The organism is Maribacter spongiicola (assembly GCF_052119685.1).
In the GTDB taxonomy this organism is placed as follows: Bacteria; Bacteroidota; Bacteroidia; order Flavobacteriales; family Flavobacteriaceae; genus Maribacter; species Maribacter spongiicola_A.
In genome coordinates this window covers 59,393-72,719 of sequence record NZ_JBGQOO010000014.1, presented here as the reverse complement: position 1 = coordinate 72,719, position 13,327 = coordinate 59,393, and the positions used below count along the sequence as shown (strand labels likewise).

Here is a 13,327-nt window from a genome sequence, read left to right as displayed (position 1 = left end):
GATACTATTGTTGGGGATTCTTCTATCCTGTAAACATGAGGAGTCAAAACCAAAATTAATGATTACAAATAGCGAACAATCTATGTTTAATGATGCTATACGTGATTATTATTTTATTACCCTAGATAGTACTTCGCATTACATGCAACAGATGGATACCTTGAAATCTGTATCAAAAAATAAAGAGCTTTTTCTTAAAAGTAGAGCATGGTATAAAAGGGTAGAGCCAATGCTTATAGCGTATGATTATGAGAATTATGTATCTATGAATGCACCTAACTTATTAAAAGTAGAAATAGATGACCATCAAGATATTAAAATTCAAGACCCAAAGAGTTTTCAAGTTTTAGAAGAGCTTTTATATGCTGACGAAGGTTTTTCTAATAAAGAATTGAACTCTGTTTTAACCTACTTAAAGGTTAGAATACCTTTTGTAAAAAAGAATCATATTTTAATTGCGCAGCGAGATAGACATCATCTAAAAATGATTCGAGATGCTATTGTAAATATCGCAACCAAAGGAATTACAGGTTTTGATTCGCCGATGCTTTCAAACTCTTTAAATGAAGCAGTTTATAATTATGAATCTATACAAAAGGTTTTAGATATTTATAAAGATGCTTTTACCAATAAGGAATTATATGCAGACTGGAGTACTGAAATAGCAGCTACCATTGCTATTTTGAAAAAAGGCAACTTCGATGAATTTGACCGTTATTCTTTTATAAAAGAGCATACCAATCATCAGCTAGAATTAGCTTGGAAAACAGCACAAGATTGGGATGTTGAATTAAGTGATTCTCGCTCATTAAACCCAAATGCAACAAGTTTATTCGATAAGAACTTTTTTAATATGAAAATGTTCTCGATGCAAAGAGCTCCAGAAATTATAGAAGAAAGAATAGCATTAGGACGCCAATTGTTCAATGACAAAACGTTATCTAGTACTGGTACAATTAGTTGCGCTACCTGCCATATAAAAGAAAAAGCTTTTACAGATGGTCATGTAAAAGCAATCGGTATAAACGGAAAAGAACTACAACGTAATTCACCCACATTAACTTATGCGGTTTATCAGCGTTCATTGTTTTATGATGGTAGGGCTGACGGTTTAGAAGATCAAATTGTAGGTGTTACCAATAATGAAAACGAATTTCATATCGATTTAGAAAAACTGGAAGAAAAAATACAAGAACAGTCAGCTTACAGAGTTCAATTTGATTCACTCTACGATGGTAAAATAACCAATATGAATGTTAGAAATGCGATTGCTACTTATATAAGAAATCTTTCTAGTTTCGATTCTAAATTCGACCGAAATATAAACGGATTAGAAGAATCAATGACCAACGAAGAAGTACATGGTTTTAATCTTTTTATGGGGAAAGCAGCATGTGCAACATGTCATTTCCCTCCTGCTTTCAACGGTACGGTGCCTCCAAAATATATGGAGAGCGAATTTGAGAATCTTGGTGTGCCAAAGAACGCAAGTTTTGAAAATCCTGTTTTAGATGATGATTTAGGGCAGTATTTTCCATATAAAGTAGAAGAGAAGAAACACTTTTTTAAAACGTCAACTGTGCGTAATGTAGATTTAACGGGGCCTTACATGCATAATGGGGTATATGCGACTTTAGGAGAAGTTGTAGAGTTTTATAATGTTGGTGGGGGATTAGGTATGGGCTTAGATGTACCTTATCAAACCTTGCCTTCAGATTCTTTAAACTTAACTGCAGTAGAATCGAAAGCAATTATCGCTTTTATGAAAACATTGACCGATCAACAATTTGAAAACGCGAATTAAAATTTTTCAAAGACTCCTAATCCGAATAAAGCAAAATCATATTTAACTGGATCTAACGGGTCCAGTTTTCTTAGTTTTTTATCTAACTCTGCAAGCGCTTTGGCATCGTTTTGCTTCCGTTTTAAAAGTCCTAATTTTCTGGCTACATTACCAGAATGAACATCTAATGGGCAAGATAATTTAGAAGGATTAATATCTTTCCAAATTCCAAAATCTACATTGGTAGACGCGTCTCTTACCATCCACCGTAAAAACATATTTATTCTTTTTGCGGCAGATCCTTTTAATGGGTCAGATACATGCTTTGTTGTGCGTTGCTCATATGGTAATTCAAAAAATATTTTCTTGAATTCTGAAATTGTGGGCTGTAAGCTGTCCTTGCCTTGATGTTTCGTAAAAACACCTTCTAAGCCATTATGATTGGTGTAGATGTTTTTTAAACTCTGAATAAAATAAGTAAGATCAATATCATTGAAGGTTCTATGAACGAAGCCGGTTAAATTTTCGAGATTTTCATCGTTATGATTGAGTACAAAGTCATACGGACTTTGCCCCATTCTTTCCATCAGTTTATGCGAATTTTTGATGATGCTTTTTCTGTTGCCCCAAGCTATAGTTGCAGTTAAAAAAGCACTTATTTCAATGTCTTCTTTTGTTGTAAAAAGATGCGGAATCTGTATAGGGTCTGTTTCTAAAAACTCAGGATTATTATATTGAATAACCTTCTCGTTTAAAAATACTTTTAATTCGCTGTTTGTCATTCAATCGGTATATCTAAAATTTGCATAATCAATACTGGCACAACTAATACCATGTTGTAACAAGCATGTAGTGCCATTGACCAAACTAGTCCAAATTTAATGCGTATAAACCCTAAAAGAAAACCAACACCAATTTGTGGTGCGACCAATAATGGAGAAAATAATAATACTTGAGTGCTCATTTCAAAATTACTAACGTGCATGAATCCGAAGGCGATAGTAAATGCATAAAAGACTATTTTGAAATAATTAGAATCTTTGAAAAACAAAAGCGGTCCCCTAAATAATAGTTCTTCAAAAAATGGTGCAATCACTACTGCTAAAAAGAAAATGAGCCCAACTGAATAGTTCTCGAACAAATCGTCCATCGCATGTTTTCCCATCTCAAGTTGAAGTAGATTTTCGGCTAAACCTGCAACCATTAATAACACAATACTTGTGCATAATGCAACAAGCAATAATTTAAAAAATGTTCTTAATTTGTTAGAAAATGAAGTTGTAATATCCTGTTCATAAACCGGATTCTTAGCAAATAATAAAAGGTCTTCTAGCATATGTTTCTCTTATGCTAAAATGATTTCTTTATCTACAATTTTACCATCTACCATAGTTAATTTTCTGTCTGCCATTTCTGCCAGTTCACTGTTATGGGTTACGATAACAAATGTCTGTCCGAATTTTTCCCGTAATTCAAAAAACAACTTATGAAGATTATCGGCACTTTCAGAATCTAAATTACCACTAGGTTCATCAGCAAAGATTATTGATGGGTTATTAATCAAGGCTCTGGCGACGGCCACCCGTTGTTGTTCTCCGCCAGATAATTCTGATGGCTTATGATTATAGCGATGAGATAGACCTAAAAAATCTAAAAGCTCTTTTGCTCTTACTTCTGCTTTTGCTTTCGGTGTTTTTTTTATGAATGCGGGTAAACATACATTTTCAATGGCCGTAAATTCTGGAAGCAATTGATGAAACTGAAAGATGAAGCCAATATGTTCATTTCTGAATTTCGCTAAATCTTTATCATTCAAATTTGTAGTTTCAATGTTATTGATTAGTAACTTACTATCCTTACGATTCGACTGAACATCTAAAGTTCCTAAAATTTGCAATAATGTGGTTTTCCCAGCGCCAGAAGCACCAACAATAGAAACGATTTCTCCCTTTTTTATATGAAGATCAACACCTTTAAGAACTTCTAATTCTCCGTAATATTTATGAATGTTAGAAGCTTTTATCATGAGCATTTAGTTTTTGAGGGTATTGTTATGCTGAAATTCAAAATTAATGAAAAAGGAGCAGGGTAAAAATAGTATTTCTCTTTTAGTTGTTACCGTTCATTTTATAGGATGTTATTTGTGCTTTGATAAATATATTTATGACTTATTTACGTTGGATGATAAAAGAAAATATTAAATTTGTTCAACTTAAACTAAATTAGGTTAAACACAAAGAGCGATTTTATGTCCCCATATAGAAATTTAGAAGAATATAATCTTGAAATTACCGACGAAGTTAAAAGCAGGTATTCATCTATTATCGATGAAATAGGCGAAGATGTAGAAAGGGAAGGTTTGGTTAAAACACCAGAACGAGCCGCTAAAGCTATGTTATTTTTAACTCAAGGCTATAAGCAAGACCCAGTAGAGATTTTAAAAGGGGCAATGTTCAAAGAAGCATATGATGACATGGTTATTATAAAGGATATTGAATTATATTCTTTGTGCGAGCACCACATGTTACCATTTTTTGGTAAAGCACATATTGCATATATACCTAATGGTCAAATAGTTGGATTAAGTAAAATACCTCGTGTAGTCGATGTTTTCGCTAGAAGATTACAAGTACAAGAGAGACTTACTCACGATATTCTAGAATGTATAAATAATACCCTAAAACCAAAAGGTGTTGCTGTTGTAATTGAAGCTTCACACATGTGTATGATGATGCGTGGTGTTCAGAAACAAAATTCTGTAACTACAACATCAGGGTTTAGAGGTCAGTTCGAAAAAATAGAGACAAGAAACGAGTTCTTGAAACTCATAAGCGCTAAACTTTCTTAATAGTTCTTTAAATCTGTTGTTCATTTATTTTTAAAATTTGGCATCTTTGTTGTATTCTTAAATTAGAATAACTAATTTTTCAATATGTCAATTTTAAAAGATAAAAAATACAAGCAACTTTTTATGGGGTTGCTTTTTGACGGCATCGGTATGTTGTCTTTCGTAATACCTTTTGTAGGTGAATTTTCAGATATAATTTGGGCACCACTTGCTGGTTGGCTCATGACCCGAATGTATAAAGGCAAGGTAGGGCAAGCTGCAGGTGCATTTACTTTCTTAGAAGAGATTATACCTGGGTTTGATATTATACCATCTTTTACATTAATGTGGTTGTATACTTATGTTTTTAAAAGTGCTAAAAAAGGGAAAACAATAGAAGTTTAAATCTCACTTTTAACTTTATTAAAAACCTTAACTTTAACTCAAATAACTTGAGTTTTGAAGAGAAGAAATTTTGTTGCAAAATCTAGTTTAGGCGGTTTAGCTGTCTTATTAGGTGTAGATATATTTTATAAAAATGTAATGCCAGCTGGTTATACTCCGGTAGCCTTACAAGATTCAGATCCATTCAAATTATTCAATAAAGACAAAGGTATGGTCGTTTTAAACGACAAACCTTGGAATATAGAAGCTCAAGCGCATCTTTTAGATGATAGGATTACACCCAATAAATCTATTTTTATTCGAAATAACGGACTCATTCCTGAGAAAATCGATGTAGAAAAATGGACGCTTACCATAAATGGCGAATCTGCTCAACAAGAAAAAACGTATACTCTTGCAGAACTTAAATCCAAATTTAAACATCATACCTATCAATTAACACTAGAATGTGGTGGTAATGGTAGAAGTGAATTTGATCCGCCTGCGAAGGGTAATCAATGGACAATTGGTGCGGTGTACTGTGCTAGTTGGACAGGTGTTCGATTACGTGATGTTTTAGAAGATGTAGGTATAAAAGACGATGCCGTATATTTTGGTTATCATGCAGCTGATATACATTTAAGTAGAGATCCAACTAAAGAGCCAATATCTAGAGGTGCGCCGATGTCTAAGGCTTTAAAAGATGAAACTATATTAGCTTTTAAAATGAACGGAGAGGATATACCCCTAGCTCATGGTTATCCATTACGGGTAATTGTTGGTGGCTGGCCAGCATCTGTTTCTGGAAAATGGTTGCAACGCATCAGTATTAGAAATATAGTTCATGATGGTGCTAAAATGACTGGTACTGCTTATAGAGTGCCTTGTAAACCGGTTGCCCCTGGTGAGAAAGTGGCAGATGAAGATATGTGCATTATTGAATCTATGCCGGTTAAGTCTTTAATTACTTACCCGAAATCTGGTGCTATGATATCAAAAGGAAAGAAACTGAATATTAGAGGACATGCTTGGGCAGGTGAATTAGAAGTTTCTAAAATGGAGTATTCTATAGATTTTGGTGCCACATGGAATACCTGTACCATTGAAAAACCTGCTAATCGTTTAGCTTGGCAACATTTCTCTGCACAAATTTCTTTTCCGCAAGAAGGATATTACGAGGTTTGGGCAAAAGCAACTGATGCCAATGGTATTAGCCAGCCAATGTTGTTACCAGGTTGGAACCCAAAAGGGTATTTAAATAATGCTTGTCATAGAATAGCTGTAAAAATTGCATAGATGATAGAGCAAAATAATGGCGAACTAAAACCAAGTTTTAAAAACCGGAATCGAAAAATTATTTTAGCAAGTGCTGTGGCGATAATTGGAGTTATCGCTTTGATATATTTTATGGTAGACCCAAGTCTATCAGCTTTTAAGGGTGACGAGCCAGATACCGAAATTGTTGATATACCTGTTGAAGATGATTTTGATAAAATTGAAAATGGCATTCACTTACAAACTGGTTTTGTTGATGCGCCTGGTATGACAGAGACCATTCAGAATTGTACCAATTGTCATTCATCAAAACTTGTTATACAGAATAGAATGAATGCAGAACGCTGGAAATCAACCATTAAATGGATGCAAGAGACTCAGAATCTGTGGGATTTAGGAGAGAATGAAGAGGTGATTATCAATTATCTAGTAACCAATTATCCTTCAAAAAAGAAGGGTAGAAGGGAAGTGCTTACTGATATTGAGTGGTATCAATTAGAAGAGTAGAAACTGAAAGACCCTGAGCATTAATGTTCAGGGTCTTTTTTATTTAATTTGTAATGATTGTTACAGGGGAATACTAATACCTAAATTAATATTTCTGCCAATATTGAATATTCCATCAGTTTTTAATCTTGATAGGTGAGAAATATATTCTTTATTTAAAATATTGTTAGCGCTTATCTTAAAATCAATAGGTTGATTAGAAATTTTGACTGTAGCGCCAATTCCTAGGTTTAATAGGGAATATCCATCAGTAGGTATTTCAAAATCACTAACCTTATTTTGTTCGAAATATGATTTTAATGTAATAAAGCCATAACCGCTACTAAAATTTTTATTGATTTTATTAAATTCAAAACGTAAGGTATTTGCCCAATTGTTTGCAGGTATTAAAGGTAGATTTTCTCCTTCGTTTAATACTCCCCTAACGGTCGAAAAATTACTTTCTAGATGCAACCAGTCCAATGGGTGCGGGTGGTAATGTAAACCAACTTCTCCACCATATAGATTGGCATCTTGCTGTAGATAAAGAAATACGGCATCTCCATCAATATTTGCTCCATTAGGTTCTAAATAAATGTAATCTGAAACAGAGTTGTAAAATCCGTTTACATAAATTTCAAAATGTTCATTATTAAGCTCAAAGGACAAATCTGTTTGTACATTGCTCTCGTTATCTAATTCTGGGTTACCAACTTCAAATCGGTTTGTTCCTTCATGTGTTCCATTAGATGTGAGTTCCGCCAAATTTGGAGCTCTAAACCCTGTTGCAATGTTCAACCTAGCAATAAAATTCTTGGTCACATCTAATTTATAGCCAGCTGCTAGATTAAGGCTATTAAAACTCTTGTCTAATTCAGGTATGTAACCTTCCTGATATACTATTCCGTTTTCATCACTATTAATGGTACGTGTGTCAAACCTTATACCGAGTTGTACATCACTTTTATCGAAATGTATGTGTGATGTAGCCAATATGCCAATATCATTCGTTGTGGCATCTGGTATTAGCACCTCTTCGCCAAAATTGCTATTGGTCTGGGACATTCCTTGTATACCAACGATAGTCTCAACAGCGCCAATTTTAGCTAAGTTGTATTGAAGGTTATAACTAAAGGTCTCTAGTTTCATATCTAAAGCTGGACCTTCTTCCTCTTCATGTTCTTCTACAATTTCTTCACCTTCTTCCTCTTCATGATGATGGTCTTCAAATTCTTTTCTAGTATTAACAGTGTATCCAAATATTGCTTGTAAACTAGAATTATTAAAATAAATATTAGACTTTGAACTTATGATATGACTTGTAATATCTTGAAAAGGCTCTATTGGGGTGCGGTCTGTGGATTGTTGTTCTATTTCCTCCGGAATTCCTAATTCAGAATTATTGTAGTTATAACGTAGTTCTGTTTTAAAATTTGCAAGTTGATATGCTACCCCAGTTTTTAAATCCTTCTCATTAAATCTGGAATTGGTAACACGGACATCTTCACCTGTTTTATAATCTACATGAGAACTACCACCCAGTCGAACTAAGAATTTTAGCTTATCTGAAGACGCTTTAAATCCTCCATTCCCATTAAAACCTTGCGTGTTGGTGAAATAATTTAAGTTAACATCACCTTCAATGTTATCACTATTGGCAAACTTTTCAGGATTTAAATATAACACACCACCTAGAGCATCTGACCCGTATAATAAAGAAGCAGGACCTTTAATAACTTCTACGCTTTCAATACCTGCATCGCTAATTCCAAGACCATGTTCGTCACCAAATTGTTGATTCTCCAATCGTATACCTTGTGTATAAGTTAATACTCTATTAGAGCTTAATCCACGAATTACAGGTTTTCCTATACCAACCCCGGTAGAAACGCTTTCTACACCTGGAATACTAGTAATACCTTCAGATAAATTTATAGAACCTGCATTCTGTAGATCTTTAACACTAGTTCTTTCTACTTTCATAACATTCTCGCGTTGTAGTTTATGAAATGGGGTCGAAACAATGACTTCTTCCATTTCTATGGCACTTGGCGATAAATCTAGAGAAAGTTCATTCGGTCCTTCTTTCAATTCCACAGTTTGAGAATATGTTTGAAAACCTATGAATGATATGACAATTTTAAATTTACCAGATGGTAAATTACTGATTTTGTAAAAGCCATTTGAATCAGTAGTAGTTCCTTTTTCCAATTGAGGAAAATAGATAGAAACCTGTTCTAAAGCTTCTTGAGTATCGTTTGTGATTATAGTGCCTGCAAGGCTATTTTGAGCAACTACATATTGCCCTAACAATGCCAATAGCATTGTTATATAAAAATTTTTCATATAAAATTGAATTAAGATTTTTGAATGTAAACTTGTTGAACTATGTAATTAACAAGTTGGCGGTCCTCTTAATACAAAATGAAGTTGCTGGTATTTACTTAGAAAGTAGTAGTTGTTAATAATAGCTTCTGTGATAGGAGCCAATGCAATAAACTCTGGATAAACGAAATCTGGATAAAATAATGAAGCTAACTGATAGTGTGCGAAATCGCAATCGAACTCAACAGCATGAATATGTAATTCTTTAGAAATGCAATGAAACTCTTTATGCTCATTTAATGCATGCGAAATTTTCACAAAATATGGTCCCAATAAGCCTACCAGTAGAGATACGGCAACCATTGGGTAAATTATGTTGTCTTTCACAAAACTCATAACTGCAAATCTAATTAATGCAGGTAGGTATGGTGTTAAAGAATTATTAAATTAATTAAATAAGAATCCGAGTCCTAATCTTTTCAACATCTTTTTTTCAAAAGCCCAAAAGAATTTAAATTGCCCAAATAACCAGCCATATATTACCAATAGTATCTGATAAAAAGGGAAAATTAGCAGAATTCGTAAAATCCAATATAGCGGTTCACCCCACCAAGTTTTTGGAAAATTAGCTAATTCTAAACCAATTAAATTTAAAAAAGGTTTAGCCACGAAGACAGATGATGATCCGGTAATAGAAAAAACAATAAAAATTATAGTTAATTGAAAATTGCTGGTAAGGCCCCAACGCTCTTTTAATTTTTGCATGACATGTGTTAAATGCCGCAAATATACTTTTTAAATACGGGGTACAAAAGGACCTAAACGTTGATTATATTTTCTTTGAAAATAAATGAAGTAATTATAAAGTTTGTAATTAACCTCATACCCATAATCTATTTGATTTGAGTAATCTATGCGTAATTCATATAAATTGGGGTCAAATCGAGACGGCTGCATAACCCTGTTATTCCATTCTACAACCATAATATAATTTCTATTTTCTAGAAAATTTTGAGAATAATAACCCTCAGGTTTAGCAATTGAACTTAACCAAGTATTAAAACCAGGTTCAATAATTGTTATCTCGTATTCAGTTTCATCATTAGAAATGGTAATTGTGTCGCCTTCTACTTGTTTAAAGGTCTGCTCTTCATCATTCGAAATAGCCAGTGATTCTTTTGATGCTCCACAATTTAATTGAATTAATGATACAGTACTTATAATCAGTATATTAATAGTTGTAGTGTATTTTGTTTTCATACAATATAAGATACAAAAAAAAGCCGCTTGCAGTGGCAAGCGGCTTCTAAAATTATAATTTTAAAATCTTATTTACCGAAAAGACCTCCTAAAAGTCCTCCAAGTCCACCTTTACTTTTATTGCTTCCCATTACCATACCGGCAACGTCGTCTAGAATGCTACCATCACCGTCAGCATCTAATAAAGAAGTGATTAAGCTTTGATTTTCTTGTGGTTGTCCGCCTAACATGCTACCCAAAAGTGCATTCATGCCAGAGCCATCGCTAACATTACTTTGTGCTGTTTGCTTACCTAAAAAGCCCATTACTATTGGGGCCGCTATTTTTAATATTTGAGCTACTGAACCTGCATCTAAACCAGATTTTTGACTTAATGCATTTTCAACTTGTGGTTGTTTATTACCGAATACATGGCCTAAGATACCTGCACCATCAGCCATTACACTATCATCAACACCGCCACCAAAAAGACCACTTAAGTTGTCTAAAATACCGCCATTATGATTGCTAGAGGATAATGCGCTCATTAAACCTTGAGCACCTTCAGGGGTAGAAACGTTTTTCTTCATTGCACCTAAAATCAATGGCATTGCCATGCTAAGTACATTTGCGGTTTTATCTTCAGACTGATTTGTCTGTCCTGCAACTCCGCTAATTAATTGTTTACCCATTGGGCTATTCAATAAATCTAATAATCCTGTCATCGTAATAGTTAATTAAATGTTTATGCTGTAAAATACGAAAAAAGAGTCAACAAAATACGCTATTGCGCACCTATTTTAACAGAGATATGATTTGTTCTGCTAATTCTAAGCCTATTCTTTCTTGTGCCTCAAGTGTGGCAGCTCCAATATGCGGAGTTAGCGAAATACTTGAATGCATTAATATTTTAATTTCTGGTTTTGGTTCAGATTCATAAACATCTAAACCAGCAAAGGCAACGGATCCATTTTCTAAGGCGTCTATTAAAGCAACTTCATCTAAAACACCACCTCTAGCAGCATTTACAATACCTACACCTTTTTTCATTTGTGCAAATTCTGCCTTTCCTAAAACGTAGTCGTCTTGCCCTGGTATATGTAAAGAAATATAGTCAGCTTCTTTTAGTAAGTCAGTTTTACTACTATTTTTTAGTTTAAAAGCTACTTTTTGACCATCGAAAAAGGTAAGTTCAATTTCAGCCTGTTCAACTTCAGGATCGCTATACAAAACTTTCATACCTGTACCTATGGCTAATTTTGCCGTTGCTTGACCAATATTACCAAAACCGAAAATACCTATGGTTTTCCCTCTTAGTTCGGTGCCTTTCGAATATGATTTTTTTAAACCTTTAAAATTGCTATCGCCTTCTAAGGGCATGTTTCTGTTGGCATCATATAAAAAACGAGCACCACCGAAAAGATGCGCAAAGACTAATTCGGCTACCGATTCTGACGATGCCGCTGGGGTATTAATGACATGAATATCTTTGCTTTTAGCATAATCGACATCTATATTGTCCATGCCAACACCACCGCGACCTATTAATTTTAGAGTAGGGCAAGCGTCAATTAACTCTTTTCTAACTTTGGTAGCGCTACGCACCAATAAGGCATCGATTTTATGTTCGTTTATATAGTTGGCTAGCTGTTCTTGTGCAACAGTTGTTTTTAAAACTTCAAATCCAGATTTCTCTAGTTCGGCAATACCGTTTTGAGAAATACCATCATTAGCTAATATCTTCATATGTTTAAATTGATAATAGAGATTGTAATATTCCAAGGCTTGTTTGCCCGTATCGTTCGAACAAGCCTCGAAATTTTAAATTGATTCTTTTAGATATACCTCTAGGGCTTACCTAATGGCAATTTGCTGAAATTTAATTGCGGAAAGGATTGTAATCGAATAAAACAAAACGATTATCCTTTGCGCTCCATTTCGCTCATTACATCTACCAACACACCTACACTTTCTAAAGAAAGTGCATTGTACATGCTAGCTCTATAGCCCCCTACAGATCGGTGGCCGTTTAAACCATTAATACCTGCTTCTTTTAACATGTTGTCAAAAGTTGATTTTAAAACTTCATCGGTTAAGTTGAATGTGGCATTCATTAAAGAGCGGTCTTCAATATTTGCATAACCTTCGAAAACAGGATTCAAATCTATTTCAGAATATAACAATCTTGCTTTTTTCTCATTTATTTCTTCAATGGCAGCAATACCTCCAAGATTTTTAAGCCATTCTAGAGTTAACATAGAAGTATAGACCGCAAATACTGGTGGAGTATTATACATGCTATCTTTTGATATATGCGTTTGATAATCAAGCATTGAGGGAATTTTTCTGGAAATCTTACCCAATAAATCTTCTTTGACAACGACTAATGTTGTCCCAGCAGGACCCATATTTTTCTGTGCTCCGGCATAAATTAAGTCGAATTGAGAGAAATCTAAAGTTCTAGAGAATATATCTGAACTCATATCACAAATTAACGGACAATCAGTTTTTGGAAACTTCTTGAATTGAGTTCCATATATCGTATTGTTCGATGTAATGTGTAAATAATCTAAACCCGTTGGTACAGAATAGCCCTTTGGTATGTATTTAAAGTTTTCATCTTTAGAAGAACCTACTTCAACCACCTCACCAAATAATTTAGCTTCTTTAATTGCCTTATCGCTCCAAGTACCAGTATTTAAATACCCTGCCTTTTTCTCTAATAAGTTATATGCAACCATTAAAAACTCTAAGCTTGCACCGCCTTGTAAAAAAAGTGCTTGATAGCCTTTGTCTTTAAGGTCAAGTAGTTCTAATGCTAATGATCTTGCGTTTTCCATTACGGCAACAAAATCTTTACTTCTGTGAGAAATTTCTATAAGTGAAAGTCCTGAGCCATTGAAGTCCATAACCGCTTCAGAAGCTTTTAACAATACTTCTTTTGGTAATATACAAGGACCAGCGCTAAAATTATGTTTTTTCATTTTGTTTGTAATTTAAGGATGCAA

Annotated in this window: 15 protein-coding genes; 5 read left to right on the top strand and 10 right to left on the bottom strand. The window is 34.0% G+C overall.

Translation table 11 applies throughout. The features are described from left to right. The first annotated feature begins 58 nt into the window (after nt 1–58). On the top strand, nt 59–1,804 hold the full coding sequence (locus ACEN2N_RS16640) for a cytochrome-c peroxidase (RefSeq protein WP_441825371.1): 1,746 nt from the start codon (nt 59–61) through the stop codon (nt 1,802–1,804). On the opposite strand, the gene ACEN2N_RS16635 is transcribed toward ACEN2N_RS16640, so the two are convergent. The 3 genes from ACEN2N_RS16635 to ACEN2N_RS16625 are packed head-to-tail and all read right to left on the bottom strand — an operon-like array spanning nt 1,801 to nt 3,809. Then, a complete protein-coding gene (locus tag ACEN2N_RS16635; protein ID WP_441825370.1) occupies nt 1,801–2,565 on the bottom strand; it encodes a TIGR02757 family protein in 765 nt (254 codons plus the stop codon). The two genes, ACEN2N_RS16640 and ACEN2N_RS16635, sit on opposite strands and share 4 nt — an antisense overlap. Continuing rightward, entirely contained in the window at nt 2,562–3,119 is a 558-nt protein-coding gene (locus ACEN2N_RS16630; protein WP_441825369.1) for a CPBP family intramembrane glutamic endopeptidase, read from the bottom strand. The genes ACEN2N_RS16635 and ACEN2N_RS16630 overlap by 4 nt, the downstream gene beginning before the upstream one ends. A gap of 9 nt (nt 3,120–3,128) precedes the next feature. Next, nucleotides 3,129–3,809, bottom strand: coding sequence for an ABC transporter ATP-binding protein (locus ACEN2N_RS16625; protein WP_441825368.1), 681 nt, complete (start codon nt 3,807–3,809; stop codon nt 3,129–3,131). A gap of 222 nt (nt 3,810–4,031) precedes the next feature. Here ACEN2N_RS16625 and folE point away from each other — a divergent pair, with 222 nt between their 5' ends. The 4 genes from folE to ACEN2N_RS16605 all read left to right on the top strand — a co-directional run bounded on the left by folE (nt 4,032) and on the right by ACEN2N_RS16605 (nt 6,776). Further along, complete coding sequence (gene folE, locus ACEN2N_RS16620) at nt 4,032–4,631, top strand: GTP cyclohydrolase I FolE (RefSeq protein ID WP_441825367.1); 600 nt, start codon at nt 4,032–4,034, stop codon at nt 4,629–4,631. Nucleotides 4,632–4,715: 84 nt separating this feature from the next. Further along, the gene (locus ACEN2N_RS16615) at nt 4,716–5,015 is read left to right on the top strand and encodes a hypothetical protein (RefSeq protein ID WP_441825366.1); all 300 of its coding nucleotides are present in this window, start codon (nt 4,716–4,718) and stop codon (nt 5,013–5,015) included. A 54-nt stretch (nt 5,016–5,069) separates the two neighbouring features. Further along, nucleotides 5,070–6,290 carry a sulfite oxidase gene (locus tag ACEN2N_RS16610; protein ID WP_441825365.1) on the top strand — a complete coding sequence of 407 codons (1,221 nt, stop codon included), beginning with the start codon at nt 5,070–5,072 and terminating at the stop codon, nt 6,288–6,290. After that, nucleotides 6,291–6,776 (top strand): monoheme cytochrome C, encoded by a 486-nt coding sequence (locus ACEN2N_RS16605; protein WP_441825364.1) that lies wholly within the window; start codon nt 6,291–6,293, stop codon nt 6,774–6,776. Nucleotides 6,777–6,836: 60 nt separating this feature from the next. On the opposite strand, the gene ACEN2N_RS16600 is transcribed toward ACEN2N_RS16605, so the two are convergent. From ACEN2N_RS16600 to serC, 7 genes are all read right to left on the bottom strand, one after another. Then, complete coding sequence (locus ACEN2N_RS16600; protein ID WP_441825363.1) at nt 6,837–9,101, bottom strand: TonB-dependent receptor; 2,265 nt, start codon at nt 9,099–9,101, stop codon at nt 6,837–6,839. 48 nt (nt 9,102–9,149) lie between these two features. Continuing rightward, nucleotides 9,150–9,476: a hypothetical protein gene (locus tag ACEN2N_RS16595; RefSeq protein ID WP_441825362.1), complete on the bottom strand. Its 327-nt coding sequence runs from the start codon at nt 9,474–9,476 to the stop codon at nt 9,150–9,152. A 51-nt stretch (nt 9,477–9,527) separates the two neighbouring features. Next, the gene (locus ACEN2N_RS16590) at nt 9,528–9,845 is read right to left on the bottom strand and encodes a DUF6787 family protein (protein ID WP_441825361.1); all 318 of its coding nucleotides are present in this window, start codon (nt 9,843–9,845) and stop codon (nt 9,528–9,530) included. A 30-nt stretch (nt 9,846–9,875) separates the two neighbouring features. After that, entirely contained in the window at nt 9,876–10,340 is a 465-nt protein-coding gene (locus tag ACEN2N_RS16585; protein ID WP_441825360.1) for a DUF6146 family protein, read from the bottom strand. A 68-nt stretch (nt 10,341–10,408) separates the two neighbouring features. Next, nucleotides 10,409–11,044: a DUF937 domain-containing protein gene (locus ACEN2N_RS16580; protein WP_441825359.1), complete on the bottom strand. Its 636-nt coding sequence runs from the start codon at nt 11,042–11,044 to the stop codon at nt 10,409–10,411. Nucleotides 11,045–11,114: 70 nt separating this feature from the next. Next, on the bottom strand, nt 11,115–12,065 hold the full coding sequence (locus tag ACEN2N_RS16575) for a D-2-hydroxyacid dehydrogenase (RefSeq protein ID WP_441825358.1): 951 nt from the start codon (nt 12,063–12,065) through the stop codon (nt 11,115–11,117). 173 nt (nt 12,066–12,238) lie between these two features. Next, complete coding sequence (serC, locus tag ACEN2N_RS16570) at nt 12,239–13,303, bottom strand: 3-phosphoserine/phosphohydroxythreonine transaminase (RefSeq protein WP_441825357.1); 1,065 nt, start codon at nt 13,301–13,303, stop codon at nt 12,239–12,241. Between the last annotated feature and the right edge of the window lie 24 nt (nt 13,304–13,327).